Genomic DNA, 17,644 nt, shown 5'->3' with positions numbered 1-17,644 from the left:
AGTCAGGCTGTGACTACTTCCTCAACGGGCATTCAGTAACGCTGGATAAAATAAATCAGACTCTTATCATTAAAGATCCTAAGTTGAGTAACGTACTACCCATAACAACCTTTGGGTTGGTTCATAATCAATCCGTAGATTTACGCGCAGCAAATAATAACTACTTGGCAATATCAGTCAATGGACAAGGCTATATTGGCCTTCCTTTTCAGTCCTACGGCTATCTTGGTTGGTTCTATAATAATACCAGTCATGTACAACGACTGCTACGCAATGGAGACACCAAAAAGGGTATTGGCCAGAACTGGTATATACAGAAGAACTTTTCCTCTGTTTATTTACGCGCGGGACACAGAAACTATTTAGATAACAGTGCCGCAAGGGTGCAGACCCTAATCTCCCCAGCGCTCGATCATTTTGTCTCGCTGGGTAGTCAACATCACATATCGTCAGAAACGTCTTCGGCGGAGACGTTAGTGCTATATGCCACGCAAAACGGGGATTTTGATATTTATCGCGATGGTCAGTTTATCCGTCGTTTCCCTGCCCAGCTTGGCCGTAATGAAATCGATTACGCCCAATTACCCAGCGGGTATTATAATGCTGACATACGCTTGATTGACCGTACCGGCCGAGAAGTCAGCAGAGAAAGTCTGCAAATTGCTAATATAAGTTTCCACGGTAATAAAGGCTGGTTTATTACCGTTGGTGAATCTCTACGCGCCAGAAAGAAAAAAAAGATAACCGATGCCTATCTGATGCAATTTGGCCGTAGCATGATTACCCCCTGGTTCAATTCTAACGTTAGCTTACTCGCAGATAATGCGCATCATTGGGCGGCCGAAGGCAATATTTCACGGCCACTCACTTTTGGACGCCTTAATATCTCACCTTCACTCGGCGTCATCTCCGGTGAAAAAGGTAGCGGCGGTTACCTACGCCTCAGTGGAAGCAATCCGACTTTCGGATTTTGGTCAGTTTCGCGCTATCAAAACCCCAATGTTTCTTTCTATACCCCGACGGGCAATAACAGCAGCACATTCTCTTATGGTCGCCGATTTGGTACGACTACGCTCAGCTACCATTTGCACCATGCAAATAACGCCGCTCAGCATCGGTTGCACGGTAACTGGCGCTGGCAACAGCCTCAATATGGAGTAAATTTTTCAATCGGCGTGCGTAAAGACCAACGTAACGATCGAAAAAATGACTATGGCCTGTTTTTAAACGCCACCCTAACATTCAAAAAGCATAATACTCAGCTAACCAGCATTTATACCGATAAACACATTGCCAGCGGCATCAACTATCAACATAACCAAACAGATGATTACGGTAACACCGCGTTGGGCCTCAGCGGCACCGTTAATAGGCAAAATTATAACCTCAGTAGCCTCGTTTCCCGTCAAGGTTCACGAGGCAATTTGTCTGCGGAAATAGGAGCCAGCAATCAAACAATCTACGGCGGGCTGCATTATGACGGCATGGTGGCGGCCAATACACAAGGTATTGCCTTCGGGCCAAATGGCTATACCGGCACCGCAATGCTGGTCAAAACACCTGACGTTGGCACCCCTTATAGTTTTAGCGTTGAAGGCTATCCGGTCGTAGGTGGAACCACCACTGCAATACCGGTTCCACGCTACGCTAAACAGACATTTGCCGAGGTTCAGACTCGTCGCAACGATATGGATATGCACATCAACCTGCCGGTTAACTTTATGCATGCTCATCCTGGCCAAGTCTTTGCCGCACAGGCTGATATTCAATTAACGCTGCTGTACAACGGCTTTTTCATCGATGCTCAAAACCAACCGGTTTCCGGCACCATTCTGGAAACTGGCGAAACCGTTTATCCCAACGGCCTGTTTTCCATTATTTCAGACAAAGCGATGAAGCACGTCAACGTGCAGGATAAAACCATGCTCTACCTATGCGATTTACGTCAGCAACATAACCACGACTACCTTTGCCACCCTAAATAATGGTCAGCTTCTTTGATAAGGAAAATGATGATGTCCCGATACACGCTCCCGTTACTCTGCCTACAACTGCTTTTTTTTGTCAGTGAGAATAGTTATGCCAATCTCGTGGCTGACCCGACCCGAACGACAATAGAAGGCCTGCAAAAAAACCGAACCGTCAGGGCTTATAACAGTGGTGATACGCCGCTTTATCTGGATGTCACACTGGTTCGGATCGAGAATCCCGGCGAAATCGCGGAGATAAAAACCCCTATCGGTGAAATCAAAAGGCCGGAAATGATCTTCAATCCTACGCGCATCACTCTGGCTCCCAACCAAGAGCGGGAGATCAATCTGATCCCACTCCAGATGCCACAACAGGAAACACTCTATCGCTTGTATATCAACCCGGTATTAGATCTTAAACCCGCCAGCCTATCAGCAAAACCGGAGCAAACGATCAGCGCCCCGATGATTCTTAGTATCGCCTATGGCGTACTGATCCATCACGTTCCTGAAAAGAAAATGCAAAGAAAAAGCTGGAGCCATCAATGCGTTGCCGAAGGCATCCAACTGACGGCAACCGGCAATGTACGCAGCCAATTTACCCGCTTGAATCTGTGGTCCAAAAAACAAAAACAGAAAGAGACAGAAAAAAGTAAAAGTATTTACCCCGGCACACCTTATATCGTACCGGTAAAACAACTGTCAGGAGAAGCCGATGGCGTACCCTTTGACCTTCATTGTCCATAGCGGAATGGCGCTGGCATGCTTGGCACTCCCGTTTCAAGCTATAAGCGCTATCGATATGCGGCCTCATATCGCTGTTATTGATAACTCGGAATCTTACGTTGAGATAATCAATACCGGAGAGCAGACCGAGTACGTTGCCATTGCGTTATACCGTTTGAACAACCCCGGCGTACCGCCAGATCAAGAATCGCTGACACCGTTGGGAATAACCGTTCAACCATTGTTATTCGCTGCACCAATGAAATTAGCCCTTGGAGTCAATCAACGAAGCAGGATCGCTTTAAAAGCACGAGGGGCTCCGGAGCAGGAACAAGTTTATCGGCTCAGTGTGATGCCGCAGCGAAATCTAACAGCCAGTGGTGAAAAAGGAGCGGTGATTGGTGTCCAAATTGCCTATATGGGCTTAGTCAGACATTTGCCAAAAAAACCTGCCCCACAGTGGCATCACTCCTGTGAAATAGAAGGTATATTACTGTATAACAAGGGAAATATCCGTTTAAGCTGGAGGAATCTACAGGTTATCGACGACTTTAATCTTTACCCCAACCAGCAACGGCAGCTTGGCGTACACAAAATCACCGGAAACGTAGAGGGTGCCCCCGTCAACCTATCATGCCAACGCAGTTTCAGAGAATAGGAGGCATTATGAATATCCACCATATGATTGCGGCCTTGATACTTCCCTTACTCTCCCTCCCCGTTATCGCTTCAGAATCCATTGAGATTGGCACTATAGACGTTAGCGTCCAGGTCACTGAAAAATCGAAAATAATTGTTGAAAAAACCGGTGGTGGCTCGCTGACATCCCTAACGTTAAAACATGATCTGCATCAGCAGGATATTTATCGAGCACAAGCACCCGTCACAGTAAAAGTCAAAAGAGCAAAAGGTTTCAGAGTTCGGTTAGCACAACCGCTAATTTTACGCCATCAATCTGACGGAAACAGACCGGGTAGTCGCCAGTTCTCTGCGGCAACCGTACGTTTACATAAGGTGGGAGAAAATCGGGCAAATACAGCCAAATTAAGCCATAACCCATTGTTATTCAACCATAAACACTCTGGGAGTGGTTGGTACTCTCAAGACTATAAACTTGATATTTCAGCTAAAGCCCCAACCGGCAACAATACCATAGGCCTTTACCACGGCGTGTTGACGTTGCTCTTTGAAGCCGAAGCATGAACCTGGGACAGAACGCCTCAGTTAGGGAGGAGTGATGAAAAATAAAATGAATTACCTGTCTGCCAGCTTATTTTGTGCTTTAGGAATAAGTGGATTATTTACCGGGCGTGCAGACGCAAAGCTGGAGGGGATATCGATACCTATGCTCAATCGGTATTCCGATTGCAAGATGGCTCTGACCGACGATGATCAATTTGTTCAGGTAACGTTTAATTTCGTGTTAGGTAATCCATTCAGAGATAAAAGAGACACCGAAGAGGACGTAGTTTTTTCCGTATCCAATGGCGTTGTGCTATCGCTCTATTTTTATGATGCCGGCGAAAATAAAGATATGACTATCACTGACAGGGATATTTTGAATCTTCGGATAAATAACCAACAACCTAAACTTTTGGAAAATGATTCAGGGATCCACTTCACGATTAATCGCGACTCTGAGATTAATGCCAGCTATCACGTGTCCTTTGAAATAAGGACCTCCGCTTTAAAAAAACTGGCGATCGGAGCCAGCGCCGGCCGACGGTTAATAACTGATGATGAAAAATATTTTTTTGTCGATATCAAAGGTATTTCCTTTGGGCCACAGGGTAATTCCTGCGAATCCTATATCCCAATGAATCGATCTGCACCAGTGCCGTTAAAGGTTGATCCAAAATTTCGATTAGACTCTGCCGTTTGGCGACTAAAAACGGTTGATTTGGACGAGCTGATAGCAGCAAAAAAAGCCGGATTTCAGGCCGAAATTATGGCGCCGCTGCAAAATCAGCTTTGCCTGAACTACCGACCATTAGGTTTAGGGCTGGATCAAGACCTTCCACGCTATGCCATTTCAGCCACAGGTAATAATACCAAACCACCAAACGATTATTTCCGCCTAACCGGCTCAGACCCCAAGCACTTGATTCATTATTCGGTAAGGCTGAATCGTCCTAACGGTGAGAGTTTTATCTTGCCGGGGAAAGCCCAGGAGATAAACCTGACGAAGAATATTGCCCATAGCTCAGAAAAAATATGTTGGTGGCCCAATATCCTCCTGTATCCGACAGAAAGTACCGATCAGGATCTTTATTCGGATACCTTATCATTTACTCTTACGCCGCTCTCATGACCAAGAAACTGCGTTATAAAATAAGACTAATGGACTTATTTCATTGTCTGAGGCTCAGGTTATACCTGAGCCTCAGGCCGCTGATAGCCTCCGCTCCTACAACCACGGCTTCATTCACATCAGGCTGATTAACCGCCTAAATAGGCTGAGCGCACGGCTTCATTCGCCAACAATGCAGCACCGGTATCTTCTAAAACAATTCGACCATTCTCCAGCACATAACCACGGTCAGCCAGTTTTAACGCTTGGTTGGCATTTTGCTCAACCAGGAAAATTGTCATGCCCTCCTCACGCAATTGCTGGATAGTGTCGAAAATCTGCAAAATAATAATCGGCGCTAATCCTAGCGATGGCTCATCCAGTAGCAATAATTTTGGCTGACTCATTAACGCCCGACCAATAGCCAACATTTGTTGCTCACCACCGGACATGGTGCCGGAACGTTGAATACGCCGCTCATGCAAACGGGGAAATAAATCATAAACCCGTGCAATGCGTTGCTGATATTGTTCGCGGTCAGCAAAGAATCCCCCCATTGCCAGATTCTCTTCTACCGTCATACGGGAAAATACCCGACGCCCTTCAGGTACAATAGCAATTGCCTCACGCATAATTCGCGCCGTTTGCCAGTCCGTAATCTCCTGATCGAGAAAATGAATACTGCCTTCCGTCGCCCGCGGTTCACCACATAATGTTCCTAATAGCGTAGTTTTACCCGCGCCATTGGCACCAATCAGCGTGACAATTTCCCCTTGCTGAATATGTAAACTAACCTGATGCAATGCCTGAATTTTGCCGTAGTGGGCTGAAACCTGATTCAATGACAACATATTAAGCCTCGCCCACCTTTATTCACCCAAATAGGCCCGGATAACATCCGGATTATTACGAATTTCTGCTGGAATACCCTGTGCCAATGGCGTTCCCTGATTCACCACATAAATACGGTCAGAAATGCCCATAACCAGTTTCATATCGTGCTCAATTAACAATACAGAAACCTGATGCTGATTGCGTAATTCCATAATCAGTTGATTCAGCTCATCCGTTTCTTTCGGGTTTAAACCCGCAGCCGGCTCATCCAACATCAGTAATGCTGGACGCGTCACCATACAACGGGCGATTTCTAAACGTCGCTGCTGCCCATAGGCCAAATTCCCAGCCTGTCGATTGGCTAAGTCCAATAAACCTACACGTTCGAGCCAAACGGCAGCACGATCCAGCGCATCCGCCTCTGCCCGACGAAAAGCGGGGGTTTTCAATAATCCGGCGAACACACCACTTTTTAAATGCTGATGTTGCGCAACCAACAGATTTTCAATCACCGTCATTTCACGGAATAACCGTACATGCTGGAAAGTCCGGATCACGCCCATTCGGGCAATGGCCTGACCGGGCAAACCCTCCAAATGACGATCGCGCAGTTTAATGGTGCCGCCAGTGGGACGATAGAAACCGGTCAGGCAATTAAATATGGTGGTTTTACCCGCACCGTTGGGGCCAATCAGCGAAACAATTTCCCCTTGATTCAGGGTCAAACCGACGTTGTTTACCGCCAGTAGTCCACCAAAGCGCATCGATAGCCCTTCGACAACTAACAAAGGTTGCGCACTCATGCCTGCTCCCCCGGTTTCTGTTTCACATCAGCCACTTTCAATTTTAACTGTGGCCGTTTCATTGGCAGTAAACCCTGCGGACGCCAAATCATCATCAACACCATTAATGCGCCCAATAACAACATGCTGTAGGCATTTAAATCACGCATTAACTCCCGCGATACCACCAACAAAATAGCCGCCAGAATCACCGCAAATTGTGATCCCATACCGCCCAATACCACAATGGCGAGTACAAAGGCCGACTCGACAAAGGTGAAGGATTCCGGGCTGACAAAACCCTGACGAGCGGCAAACAACGTTCCGGCAAAACCGGCAAAAGCCGCACTGATGGTAAATGCCGTGAGTTTGATTCGAGTCGGGCTAAGACCCAAAGAACGGCAGGCAATTTCATCTTCCCTCAGTGCTTCCCACGCACGCCCTAATGGCATACGTAATAACCGATTAATCACGAAGAGTGTCAAAATGACCAGCAGTAAAGCCACCAGATACAGGAAAATAATCCGATCGCTGGGATCGTAATTTAGTCCGAAGAAATTATGGAAGGTATCCCAGCCCCCGTCTTTAGCGTTGCGGCTAAACTCCAAACCAAATAGAGTCGGTTTCGGAATCTGGCCAATACCATTCGGGCCTCCAGTGATTTCAGTATTGTTCAGCAGTAGGATTCTTACTATTTCGCCGAATCCCAACGTCACAATAGCCAAATAATCGCCACGCAACCGTAGCACCGGGAACCCGAGCAAGAAGCCGAACAGTGCGGCGACTAAACCAGCCAGCGGCAGACTTTCCCAAAAACCCAGACCGTAATAATGGTTCAGCAAGGCATAGGTATAGGCGCCAATGGCATAGAAACCACCGTAGCCCAATACCAGCAAGCCAGACAGTCCCACCACCACATTCAGACCCAAGCCGAGCATAATGTAGATCAGTGTAAGAGTGGCAATATCCACCGTGCCACGGGACACCAAAAACGGCCAGGCAATCGCAGCAATAATCATTAAGGCTGCCAAGAGTTTCTGTTTTGGCGTCGTGCCATCAAAGCTCGGTAATACCCAGCTTGGACCCGTCACTTTCTTGAGTCCCTGCTGCATCAACGGTCGAAAAAGTTGGAAGAAGAATACGGCAGCACAGCCGATACCAATCCAGAACCAACGCACTTCGCCAGCGCCATGAACCACCAGCCGCGTTCCGTCCAGAGCCAATTGCAACCCCATCAGAAACGAGGCCAGCACCAGCATGACCAGAGTAGAAATAATCGCATTGAACACATTGAGCTGCTTCATACTTTTTCTACCTCCGGGCGACCCAGAATCCCGGTTGGCATGACTAACAGCACCGCAATCAGCAGTGCAAATGACACTGCATCTTTATATTCTGTACTTAAATAAGCAGAGGTCAGCGCTTCGGCAACCCCCAGAATCAATCCACCAATCATCGCACCAGGAATACTGCCAATACCGCCTAATACCGCAGCAGTAAAGGCTTTCATCCCAGCCATAAAACCAATATACGGGTTAATAACCCCATAAAACTGCCCCAACAGCACGCCGGCAACAGCAGCCATTACCGCACCGATCACGAAGGTCAGCGAGATAACTCTATCGGTGTTAATACCCAGCAGGCTGGCCATTTTCAAATCTTCCGCGCAAGCCCGGCACGCACGTCCCATGCGGGAATAGCGGATAAACAACGTCAGCGCTAACATCGCCAGGAACGTCACAATCCAAATAGTGAGCTGCATGGTGCTAATGGTGGCGGCAAAACCGTTACTTTCAGCCAGTGTCCACTGCCCGGTAACCAGGCTAGGCAGAGCCAAATCTCGCGAACCCTGGGTCAGACTGACGTAGTTTTGCAGGAAGATCGACATTCCGATCGCCGAGATCAATGCGATAAGACGCTTAGAACTGCGAACCGGTTTGTAGGCCACCCGCTCGATACTCCAGCCGTAGGCGCTGGCGATCACTATCGCCACCACAAAAGCCGAGCCGATCAGCAGCCAACTGGCATCGATCCCTATCATCATCAAAGCGGCAATGACGATAAAAGAAACGTAGCTACCGATCATATAGACTTCACCGTGGGCAAAGTTGATCATGCCGATAATGCCGTACACCATGGTATAACCGATGGCGATCAGCGCATAGGTGCTGCCCAAAGTGACACCGTTGAACATTTGCTGCAAAAAATAGAGAAACTGCTCTGACATACTCTAACCCTTGAATTCTCTTGCCTGGCCGCCCTTCCCACCCGCTCCATCATCGTTTACTGGATATGGAAACATCCCCCAAAATCTGGGGGATACATTGCGGGTAAAGGGGCCTGATTGCCCAATCACGGCAATCTTAACTGCCTATTGATTTAGTCAGGTGGTTATTTGACGGCGCTTGATGAACCGTCGGCATGCCATTCAAAAACACCGAACTCGAAACCTTTCAGGTCGCCTTTTTCATCCCAACTCAACGGCCCCATCACGGTTTCAACCGGTTTACCGGTTTTCAACGCTTTCACCAGATCAGCTGGTTCTTGGCTACCGCTACGTTCCATGGCAGTGGTCAGCGATTGCAGCGCGGCATAGGTTGTCCAGACGAATGGCCCAGTTGGGTCTAGCTTCTTGGCTTTCAGCGCATCGACGATTGGCTGGTTGGTTGGCACTTGATCGTAACGTTTTGGCAAGGTCACCAGCATACCTTCGGAAGCTGCACCGGCGATGTTAGACAACGAAGAGTTACCCACACCTTCCGGCCCCATAAAGCGGGTTGTCAGGTTAGCTTGTTTAGCCTGACGTAAAATTTGCCCCATTTCCGGGTAGTAGCCGCCGAAATAAACAAAATCGACGTTCTCTTTCTTCAAACGAGCCACCAGCGTAGAGAAGTCTTTATCCCCTGCGGTCACACCTTCAAACAACACCACATCCGCGCCTTGTTTTTTCAGGCTATCACGAACCGAACGAGCCAGACCTTCGCCGTATTGCTGCTTATCATGCACCACAGCTATACGTTTAGGTTTAATAGTTTCAACGATGTATTTGGCGGCTGTTGGTCCCTGATCAGAATCCAGCCCGGTGGTTCGCAGTACCATTTTGTAGCCACGCGTCGTCAGATCGGCATTGGTGGCTGCTGGGGTAATCATGATCACGCCTTCATCTTCATAAATATCTGAAGCAGGCTGGGTTGAGGAAGAGCAGAGGTGACCGATGACATAGCGAATTCCATCATTGATCACTTTGTTCGCCACCGCGACCGCTTGTTTCGGGTCACAGGCGTCGTCATATTCTACCGCGACTAACTTATCGCCATTAATACCGCCTTTGGCATTAATATCGGCAATCGCCTGGCGCGCGCCAGTGAATTCCATATCACCGTACTGTGCTACCGGGCCAGACATCGCCCCGACAATCGCCACTTTAATGTCTTTCGCCAATACTGAATGGCTCATCGCCATTGCCATACAACCTGCCAGCAACACTTTACTTTTGGTTAATTTCATCCGCGCAATCCCCATCTGTCGTTGTGAACCTACTGTTGTATTTGCCCGCCAATTCATCATTACCTTTAGCTTTTATCTATACGTAATAATGATTTAGTCTTTTATATGGCAACATTTTCTAATAAGACTTTATTTTTCATACTATTAAACAGGAGTTTTATGCTGCAAATCAACTCAGACAAGCAGAAACAAGCGGCACAAACGAGATAAAATAAGGCGCAAACTGCATGGTTTATACACAATAGGTAGTGGCTTGTGCTGGTTATGATTCTGTTTACTAATTTTTAACTCGGAAAATGCGCAGCGCAAAAAACATTTTCCGCCGTTCGCGTACCGAAAAACTTACACACGTCCATCACCCGAGATCCAGTACACTATCCCTCTTATTTTTATTCGGAATATCCCCGATGAAATTGACCATTGAGCGTTTAACCGATCTCTCGCATCAAGATCTTATCGATCTGGCAAAAATCTGGCCAAATCAGCAGGCCAGCGACTGGCAAGGCTGGATAGATGCTGGCCAACCGCTGTTTGCTGCTCGGTTTAATGAACGATTGTTGGGTGCAGTGAAAGTCAGAGTGCAGGATGAACAGGCTGAATTACAGGATTTACAGGTGCGAGCTGTCACCCGCCGTCGTGGCGTGGGCTTGTATCTGATAGAAGAGATGCTGCATCAACTGCCAGCCATCCAGCACTGGCAGTTGAGTTATAGCGAGGTCCCTGGTGTTGGACACTCTGAAATGGATCAATTTATGTGTGCCTGTGGTTTTAGTTCTGGCGCACAAGGTTGGCAGCGTTAGAGGCGCTAGCCAGCTGCCAGACTGCGGCAACATTACGAGCCGTTATGCGCAGATTTTCCTGCGCTTCGGCTAACGCTTCGGGCAAAGTAACAATCCGGTTTACCACGGAGAATACCGCGTCTAAACCGTATTGATGGACTACCTGATAATCTTTCGTCATGCCACCGGCTAGCGCTATGGTTGGAATACCCAACCGTTTGGCCGTCCGCGCGACGCCAATCGGCGTTTTCCCATGAATGGTCTGACTATCAATACGCCCTTCGCCGGTTATCACCAGATCGGCTCCAACTACGGCTTCTGCCAAACCTAACGCATTAATGACTATTTCAATGCCCGGTTTCAGTTGCGCATTAAGCAGACCGAACAATGCGGCGCCCATACCGCCCGCGGCTCCAGCGCCAGCAACGTCGATCACTGCCCGTCCGGTCAACATCCCGATTTGCTCACCATAATGGTGTAAAGCGCTATCCAGAATGCTGACCATCTCTGGCGTAGCGCCTTTTTGTGGCCCGAAAACAGCAGAAGCGCCCTTGATACCACATAGCGGATTATCTACGTCACAAGCCACAATGATTTCGCTCTGCGCCAGACGTGAATCCAACGCTGATAAATCAATGTGATGCAAGCGGCTTAATGCCGCGCCGCCGCCAGCCAGCTCCATTCCCTGTGCGTCGAAAAACTTCACGCCCAGCGCTTGCATCATGCCGGCACCGCCATCGTTAGTGGCACTACCGCCGATACCCAAGATAATTTTACGCGCACCGTTCTCCAGCGCTGATAAAATCAGTTGGCCGGTGCCATAACTGGTGGTGTGCAGCGGGTTGCGCTGTTCCTGCGGAACCAGATGTAAGCCAGAGGCCGCTGCCATTTCGATAACCGCAGTCACACCATCACCTAATCGACCATAGAACGCATTGACCGATTGATTAAGTGGCCCACGAACCGCAACCTGAATAATCTCACCGCCGGTGGCCGCGACCATCGACTCAACGGTACCTTCACCACCATCGGCCATCGGTAGTTTGATATAATCCGCATGTGGATAGATTTCGCGAAATCCTAGTTCAATAGCGTCTGCAACCTGCATGGCGGTCAGACTTTCTTTGAATGAATCGGGCGCTATGACAATTTTCATGGAATACCTCAATTAGCCCGCCAGATTAAACACACCGAACATCAATGTTGATACCAGTGCGATGGTAAAGCCCACCAGTGTTTCGTAAGGCAACAGTTTTAAGCGCTCGTGTACCTGCATATTGACGCTACCTCCGGTGGCGTGGAAGAAACTACCATGCGGCATATGATCCAGCACGGTTGCTCCAGCATGCACCATCGCGGCACCCGCTAGCGCAGTCACGCCCAGATCCAGTAACGTGGAGCTAAACACCGCAGAAGCCACAGCGGTACCTGCCGTTGTAGAGGCCGTCGCCATCGACATCAACGCCCCAGAGATCGGTGCCAACAAATACGCAGGCATACCGGAGGCAGTCAGTCCATCAATCAGTACGTCTTTTAAACCCGAGTTAGCAATAATCCCCGCCAAGGTGCCGGTTCCCAATAACATAATGGCTACTGGTGCCATGCGGCTCAAACCGGAAATCATATAACGATTCGATTGACGCCAGCGCCCCATCACCACCGCACCAACCAATCCACCCAACGGTAGCGCCAGTAATGGATCAATAGTGATACCGGCGATTGGCCGTAGTGCCAGTAAGGCGATAGCGACTAAAGGCGCAGAAATAGCGGTGATAAAAGAAGGAAGCTGACTAGTTTCATGCACGATAAGTTCGTCGGCGCTAACCTTACTACCCTTGTGTTTTAGATGTCTGGCTAAATAATAAGCCATTACCAAACCGAACAGACCAGGGATAATACCGGCAGCCATTAATGAGGTCAGTGGCACATGGAAGCTATCGGCGGCAGCAATAGTATTGGGGTTTGGCGACATCACGTTTCCCGCTTTACCGCCACCAATCATCGCCAGCAAAATGGCCATTTTAGAAATATCTGCCCGATGAGCGATTGCCAGAGCAATCGGCGCCACAGTAATCACCGCCACATCAACAAATACCCCAACGGCGGTTAATAACATGGTAGCCACAGCCAACGCCAGCAAGGCTCGCTTCTCACCGACCTTACGTACGATAGTTTCGGCAATCGTATTGGCAGCACCGGATTCAATTAACACACCGGCCAATACACCAGCCGCCAGAATACGTAGAACTGCATTCGTAATCCCCTGCGCGCCGCTGATCATCAAACTGACGGTTTGAATTAAATCAGCCCCCCCCACCAGACCACCAGCAAGCGCACCGGCCATCATGCCGTAAACAGGAGGAACTTTGCGTAATATCAGCACGATGGAGACAATAAGTGCCACCAATGCGCCTAAGGCTGAAATCGTTGTCATGATCTGCTCCCTGGAGGTTTTCTATCCCATTAATTTTCAAGGAGATCTGATATCAGATGGCCTCAAAATCGATTGGGTATCATTGTTATTTGTAGGGTAAGGAGCGAGCATTATGTAAGCTTATTCAACGAAAGGCTTGGGAGGATCAACCAAAAAATCAGGGGGTAAAGTACGGGATAATTGTAGTAATCGACAAATCAGCTATAAATCTTCATGCCAATATACAGCCGTAATATAGAAGGTAACTCATTGATTTTCATTCCAGTAATCTCCTCTATCTTTTGCAGACGATAGCGTAGGGTATTCACATGGATATGTAGCTGTTTCGCTGATTGAGACAGATCACAGTTCTGATCAAAATAATGCTGAAGTGTCTGTCGCAGCACCCCTTTACTGTCGGATGCGCAAAGTTGTAGCCAACTGGTGCCCAGTTCTTCAGCTTGCCAACTACCGGCAAACTCGCCCAATAAAGCGGGCAAAGAATAGTCGCTGTAATACAGCGTCTTATGACGTAGCCCTAGGCGCTCCGTCATTGCCTGTGCTGCGCGGGCGGTTAAATACGAACGCCGAATACCTTCGATGCCGGGGAAAACACCACCAACAAACACCCGCACATCAAACCGAGCCTGGAGGTTGGAGATAAAAGGTTGTAACTGCTTATTTATCGGCCGGGAAAGCCTGTCTGCAACCAAAGGTTTCAGCATCACTAATTGATTGAATCCCATCATACTGACCAGATGATCCCATCCTGTTGCATCTAAAACTTCAATCAATTGACGCAAAGATTCATGATCCTGCTGATCCAACTTGATAATCAGGGCAATACGTGGCAACGACAAATTTAGCCCCAAATAAGCAGCCATTGAGCCGATAGAAGTCGTTTGCTGATGTTCAGCCAACAATTGGCTGACCAGTTCTTCGCGATAACGCTTTTCCCATTGGCTCTGTTCCAGTAATGCCGCATGCTCCAGAATCAGTTCCGCAGCCATCCGTACCAGCTCAGCATAAGCCCGAACTTCTGCTGGCTCCCCAGAAATACCAATCACACCCACCAGTTGCTGGTGGAAGATAATCGGCAGATTGATGCCAGGTTTCACACCTTTTAACCTGGCAGCCGTTGCTGAATCAATTTCTACCACCCGATTTTCCATCAGGGCTAACACTGCGCCTTCGTGGCGTTGATTCACCCGCAGCGGATCACCGGAGGCAATAATAATGCCCTGTTCATTCATTACGTTAACTGAATGCTGAATAATGCTCATGGCTCGCTGGACAATTTGCCGAGCGGTAGATTCTTCGAGATGATTCTGGCGCATTGGTTTACTGCTCGCATAACACAGAAATGTGGGGAAAGTTATTCGTCACTCACTCTACGTGAATCCTGCAATCTTTACCGATACATGCTTCAAAAAACAGATTGGGTAACCGCTTTAGCCAAGCGTAACAAAAAAACAGAATGGATGTTAAGGAAGTGAGCCGTGGGTGAAAATCGAAAAAAACAAAAGGGCGATATCTTATTATCGCCCTTTCTGGTGTTTACGCTTTATCGCTCTTACGCTTCGATTGCTATACGCAGTTTCTTCATGGCATTCTTTTCAAGCTGACGAACACGCTCCGCAGAAACACCGTATTGATCGGCCAGCTCCTGCAATGTCGTTTTGTTGTCGTCATCCAGCCAACGGGCACGAATAATATGCTGGCTACGTTCATCCAGGCCTTCCAACGCATAAGACAATTTATCTGCCGCGTGGCTTTCCCAGTTGTCCTCTTCAATGCCATCGGCAAAATCAGAGGTTTTATCCTGAAGATACAGAACCGGAGCCATAGATTGGCCATCACGTACGTCATCATCCGGGGTGGGGTCAAACGTCATGTCCTGGGCGGACATACGAGACTCCATTTCACGAACGTCTTTGCTGGTCACACCCAACTCTTTGGCAACCAACTCAACTTCTTCCTGATTGAACCAACCTAAACGCTGTTTGGTTTTGCGCAGGTTAAAGAATAACTTACGTTGTGCCTTAGTGGTCGCGACTTTAACAATGCGCCAGTTACGCAAAACATACTCATGAATTTCTGCTTTGATCCAGTGCACTGCGAAGGACACCAGACGAACCCCGACTTCCGGGTTGAACCGACGAACCGCTTTCATCAAGCCAATATTACCTTCCTGAATCAGATCAGCCTGCGGCAGACCGTATCCAGAATAGTTACGGGCAACATGAGCAACAAAGCGCAGGTGAGACAGGATTAGCTTTTTAGCTGCCCCCAGATCGCCCTGGTAATGCAGCCGTTCAGCCAGCTCCCGCTCTTCCTCTGCTGTCAGCATAGGATAGGCATTGGCAGCCCGAATATAGGCTTCCAGACTACCTTGCGGTACTAAGGCTAAAGTTTGCATTTCTTTGGTCATTTAAACCCTCTCATAGCATGTGCAGATCGTGCATTGGCTTTCAGCGCGGATATTTTAGCATCCGGATAACCAGATTCAAGCGCTGAACACCTTAATCATTTCACTGTGTTTTTCGACTGGCTTTCACCATAAAAGTTCAACGTGAACCAGAAGTTTTAGTTGTCGATCCTAGCCGATAAACCAAGGATCTTACCAGCGGAATTATGCGGAAATTCGCGGATACAGCAGACAGTACATGAGGTGACTCTTCCCCTGCATTATCCGCAGCAGACAGAGGAAGAGTATAGCAAAGATTACTTATTGCGGTGTAAATCGGCGTAAATGTTGCACCGTTGCCAGCCAAGCTGCAATCCAACCAATCATCGCGGAAATCAGCACTAACAGCAGCGCTTCATCCCAACTCAAACCATGCAGAGTAAAACTGGCACCGAAGACGGTCGCAACCTGAGCCACCACCGAACCCAATTTCCACACCAATGCTTCCGACAGAACCAGAGACAACACCGCGCCAGCAAAACCGAGCATCGCGCCACCGTTAAGGAACGGACGCAGGATAAAGCCATCGGTGGCGCCGATCAGTTTCATGACGTTGATGGTATCTCGTCGGCTGAAAATACTGAGCCGCACGCTGTTACCAATAACCAGGAACACGGCAACAACCATCAGCACGCCAATCATCGCTGCGACCTGTCCAACCAGGCCGGTCAACGCCGCCAAACGGGCAAACCAGCTGTCATCCATGCGAACTTCGGCCACACCTTCAACTTTGGTCACCCGATCGCGCAGGGTGTTGAGGGTATCTGAACGCTGGAAACTCATTTGCGGTGTGATAATGGCCACCGCCGGCAGCGGATTTTCTTCCAACATGTCCAGCGCACCGCCAAAACCGGACCAATTGCGGAACTCGCCCATCGCTTCTTCCCGCGATAGATAGTTCACTTTCTCCACGCCCGCTTCCGCTTTCAATGTGGTCACCACATTTTCTGCTGCGTTATCATCAAGGGATTTATCCAGATACACCGTCAACTGCGGCGTTGGATACCATTGTTCGGCTGCCGTACTGACGTTTTTCCACACAATATAACAGACACTCGGCAACGTCAGCGAGATGGCTATCACCATCACGGTCAATAATGTGGCGAGTGGTTGACGCATCATATCCGCCAAAGCATTGACCCAAGAATAGCGCCACTGCTCACGCCAGCCGCCTTTCAGCGCTTTGGTTTTCGCTTTCTTTGCATTATTCGCCATGACGCGCTCCTGACATTCTGCCCTGACTCAGCGTTAGAATCGGGTAACGTCGCCGGGCAATCAGCGAGGTATCGTGCGTCGCCATCAAGACAGTGACACCCACGCGGTTGAATTCTTCAAACAGGCGCAAAATACCTTCAGACAAGGCTTCATCGAGGTTACCGGTAGGTTCATCCGCCAATAACACCGCTGGCTTGTTCACCACTGCGCGGGCAATCCCCACCCGCTGCTGTTCACCGCCAGAAAGCTGGATCGGCAAGTTCTTAGCCTTATCCAGTAAACCGACTTTATCCAGCGCCGCAGAGACCCGGCGACGGATATCTTCAGTGCTGGCACCAGCGATAATCAATGGCATTGCCACATTGTCATAAACGGTTCGATCCAGCAGCAAATGGTGATCCTGGAAGATCATCCCGATCTGACGACGCAAAAAGGGAACCTCACGATTCTTTAGCCTGCTGATATCGTGCCCACCAAACCAAATGTGGCCGGCACTGGGCCGTTCAATGCCACAAATCAGCTTGAGTAGCGTACTTTTCCCGGCGCCAGAGTGGCCGGTCAAGAACGCCATTTCCGCCGGGCGCAGGTGAAAATCTACCCCTTGCAGCGCCTGTCGGCCGCCCAGATAAGCTTTACTGACCTGTTCAAAGCGAATCATCCG

At 48.8% G+C, this 17,644-nt stretch carries 17 protein-coding genes; 6 read left to right on the top strand and 11 right to left on the bottom strand.

Going from position 1 to position 17,644, the window contains the following annotated elements:
- The first annotated feature begins 83 nt into the window (after window positions 1–83).
- Genes DJ39_RS02770 through DJ39_RS02750 form a run of 5 tightly spaced genes read left to right on the top strand, consistent with a single transcriptional unit; the run spans window position 84 to window position 5,007 of the window.
- Window positions 84–1,985, top strand: coding sequence for a TcfC E-set like domain-containing protein (locus tag DJ39_RS02770; RefSeq protein ID WP_230596558.1), 1,902 nt, complete (start codon window positions 84–86; stop codon window positions 1,983–1,985).
- Between the two features lie 24 nt (window positions 1,986–2,009).
- A complete protein-coding gene (locus tag DJ39_RS02765) occupies window positions 2,010–2,717 on the top strand; it encodes a pilus assembly protein (RefSeq protein WP_370272841.1) in 708 nt (235 codons plus the stop codon).
- Window positions 2,686–3,354 (top strand): hypothetical protein, encoded by a 669-nt coding sequence (locus DJ39_RS02760; RefSeq protein ID WP_370272842.1) that lies wholly within the window; start codon window positions 2,686–2,688, stop codon window positions 3,352–3,354. The genes DJ39_RS02765 and DJ39_RS02760 overlap by 32 nt, the downstream gene beginning before the upstream one ends.
- Window positions 3,355–3,362: 8 nt before the next feature.
- Window positions 3,363–3,899: a hypothetical protein gene (locus DJ39_RS02755; RefSeq protein WP_004720536.1), complete on the top strand. Its 537-nt coding sequence runs from the start codon at window positions 3,363–3,365 to the stop codon at window positions 3,897–3,899.
- Between the two features lie 34 nt (window positions 3,900–3,933).
- Complete coding sequence (locus DJ39_RS02750; protein ID WP_038243198.1) at window positions 3,934–5,007, top strand: hypothetical protein; 1,074 nt, start codon at window positions 3,934–3,936, stop codon at window positions 5,005–5,007.
- Between the two features lie 128 nt (window positions 5,008–5,135).
- Here DJ39_RS02750 and livF read toward each other — a convergent pair whose 3' ends face one another.
- The 5 genes from livF to DJ39_RS02725 form a co-directional block, all read right to left on the bottom strand.
- Entirely contained in the window at window positions 5,136–5,837 is a 702-nt protein-coding gene (gene livF / locus DJ39_RS02745) for a high-affinity branched-chain amino acid ABC transporter ATP-binding protein LivF (RefSeq protein WP_004720540.1), read from the bottom strand.
- 18 nt (window positions 5,838–5,855) lie between these two features.
- Window positions 5,856–6,623, bottom strand: a complete 768-nt coding sequence (livG, locus tag DJ39_RS02740) for a high-affinity branched-chain amino acid ABC transporter ATP-binding protein LivG (RefSeq protein ID WP_038251134.1) — start codon at window positions 6,621–6,623, stop codon at window positions 5,856–5,858.
- Window positions 6,620–7,906: a high-affinity branched-chain amino acid ABC transporter permease LivM gene (locus DJ39_RS02735; protein WP_038251133.1), complete on the bottom strand. Its 1,287-nt coding sequence runs from the start codon at window positions 7,904–7,906 to the stop codon at window positions 6,620–6,622. Before DJ39_RS02735 ends, livG begins: the two co-directional genes overlap by 4 nt.
- Entirely contained in the window at window positions 7,903–8,829 is a 927-nt protein-coding gene (livH, locus tag DJ39_RS02730) for a high-affinity branched-chain amino acid ABC transporter permease LivH (protein ID WP_004720545.1), read from the bottom strand. The genes DJ39_RS02735 and livH overlap by 4 nt, the downstream gene beginning before the upstream one ends.
- A gap of 164 nt (window positions 8,830–8,993) precedes the next feature.
- On the bottom strand, window positions 8,994–10,109 hold the full coding sequence (locus DJ39_RS02725) for a branched-chain amino acid ABC transporter substrate-binding protein (protein ID WP_038243192.1): 1,116 nt from the start codon (window positions 10,107–10,109) through the stop codon (window positions 8,994–8,996).
- Between the two features lie 407 nt (window positions 10,110–10,516).
- Between DJ39_RS02725 and panM the strand changes: the two genes are divergently transcribed.
- A complete protein-coding gene (gene panM, locus DJ39_RS02720) occupies window positions 10,517–10,909 on the top strand; it encodes an aspartate 1-decarboxylase autocleavage activator PanM (protein ID WP_038243189.1) in 393 nt (130 codons plus the stop codon).
- Here panM and DJ39_RS02715 read toward each other — a convergent pair.
- The 6 genes from DJ39_RS02715 to ftsE form a co-directional block, all read right to left on the bottom strand.
- The gene (locus DJ39_RS02715) at window positions 10,878–12,044 is read right to left on the bottom strand and encodes a glycerate kinase (protein WP_004720549.1); all 1,167 of its coding nucleotides are present in this window, start codon (window positions 12,042–12,044) and stop codon (window positions 10,878–10,880) included. The two genes, panM and DJ39_RS02715, sit on opposite strands and share 32 nt — an antisense overlap.
- 12 nt (window positions 12,045–12,056) lie before the next feature.
- Complete coding sequence (locus DJ39_RS02710; RefSeq protein WP_004720551.1) at window positions 12,057–13,322, bottom strand: GntP family permease; 1,266 nt, start codon at window positions 13,320–13,322, stop codon at window positions 12,057–12,059.
- Between the two features lie 197 nt (window positions 13,323–13,519).
- Window positions 13,520–14,638, bottom strand: a complete 1,119-nt coding sequence (locus tag DJ39_RS02705) for a sugar diacid recognition domain-containing protein (RefSeq protein WP_004720554.1) — start codon at window positions 14,636–14,638, stop codon at window positions 13,520–13,522.
- 236 nt (window positions 14,639–14,874) lie between these two features.
- Complete coding sequence (gene rpoH / locus DJ39_RS02700) at window positions 14,875–15,732, bottom strand: RNA polymerase sigma factor RpoH (protein ID WP_004720556.1); 858 nt, start codon at window positions 15,730–15,732, stop codon at window positions 14,875–14,877.
- 297 nt (window positions 15,733–16,029) lie between these two features.
- Window positions 16,030–16,983, bottom strand: coding sequence for a permease-like cell division protein FtsX (ftsX, locus tag DJ39_RS02695; RefSeq protein WP_038243186.1), 954 nt, complete (start codon window positions 16,981–16,983; stop codon window positions 16,030–16,032).
- Window positions 16,973–17,641 carry a cell division ATP-binding protein FtsE gene (gene ftsE, locus DJ39_RS02690; protein ID WP_004720560.1) on the bottom strand — a complete coding sequence of 223 codons (669 nt, stop codon included), beginning with the start codon at window positions 17,639–17,641 and terminating at the stop codon, window positions 16,973–16,975. The genes ftsX and ftsE overlap by 11 nt, the downstream gene beginning before the upstream one ends.
- Between the last annotated feature and the right edge of the window lie 3 nt (window positions 17,642–17,644).

The sequence above is a fragment of the Yersinia ruckeri ATCC 29473 genome (assembly GCF_000754815.1).
Classification (GTDB): Bacteria; Pseudomonadota; Gammaproteobacteria; order Enterobacterales; family Enterobacteriaceae; genus Yersinia; species Yersinia ruckeri.
The sequence above is the reverse complement of the archived record's forward strand: the minus strand, read 5'-3'. Positions and strand labels throughout refer to the sequence as shown.

Bases quoted from the DNA above. Each gene is read 5' to 3' on its own strand.
- DJ39_RS02765 (WP_370272841.1), top strand. From the start codon at position 2,010: ATGATGATGTCCCGATACACGCTCCCGTTACTCTGCCTACAACTGCTT.
- DJ39_RS02760 (WP_370272842.1), top strand. From the start codon at position 2,686: ATGGCGTACCCTTTGACCTTCATTGTCCATAGCGGAATGGCGCTGGCA.
- DJ39_RS02755 (WP_004720536.1), top strand. From the start codon at position 3,363: ATGAATATCCACCATATGATTGCGGCCTTGATACTTCCCTTACTCTCC.
- DJ39_RS02750 (WP_038243198.1), top strand. From the start codon at position 3,934: ATGAAAAATAAAATGAATTACCTGTCTGCCAGCTTATTTTGTGCTTTA.
- livF (WP_004720540.1), bottom strand. From the start codon at position 5,837: ATGTTGTCATTGAATCAGGTTTCAGCCCACTACGGCAAAATTCAGGCA.
- livG (WP_038251134.1), bottom strand. From the start codon at position 6,623: ATGAGTGCGCAACCTTTGTTAGTTGTCGAAGGGCTATCGATGCGCTTT.
- DJ39_RS02735 (WP_038251133.1), bottom strand. From the start codon at position 7,906: ATGAAGCAGCTCAATGTGTTCAATGCGATTATTTCTACTCTGGTCATG.
- livH (WP_004720545.1), bottom strand. From the start codon at position 8,829: ATGTCAGAGCAGTTTCTCTATTTTTTGCAGCAAATGTTCAACGGTGTC.
- DJ39_RS02725 (WP_038243192.1), bottom strand. From the start codon at position 10,109: ATGAAATTAACCAAAAGTAAAGTGTTGCTGGCAGGTTGTATGGCAATG.
- panM (WP_038243189.1), top strand. From the start codon at position 10,517: ATGAAATTGACCATTGAGCGTTTAACCGATCTCTCGCATCAAGATCTT.
- DJ39_RS02715 (WP_004720549.1), bottom strand. From the start codon at position 12,044: ATGAAAATTGTCATAGCGCCCGATTCATTCAAAGAAAGTCTGACCGCC.
- DJ39_RS02710 (WP_004720551.1), bottom strand. From the start codon at position 13,322: ATGACAACGATTTCAGCCTTAGGCGCATTGGTGGCACTTATTGTCTCC.
- DJ39_RS02705 (WP_004720554.1), bottom strand. From the start codon at position 14,638: ATGCGCCAGAATCATCTCGAAGAATCTACCGCTCGGCAAATTGTCCAG.
- rpoH (WP_004720556.1), bottom strand. From the start codon at position 15,732: ATGACCAAAGAAATGCAAACTTTAGCCTTAGTACCGCAAGGTAGTCTG.
- ftsX (WP_038243186.1), bottom strand. From the start codon at position 16,983: ATGGCGAATAATGCAAAGAAAGCGAAAACCAAAGCGCTGAAAGGCGGC.
- ftsE (WP_004720560.1), bottom strand. From the start codon at position 17,641: ATGATTCGCTTTGAACAGGTCAGTAAAGCTTATCTGGGCGGCCGACAG.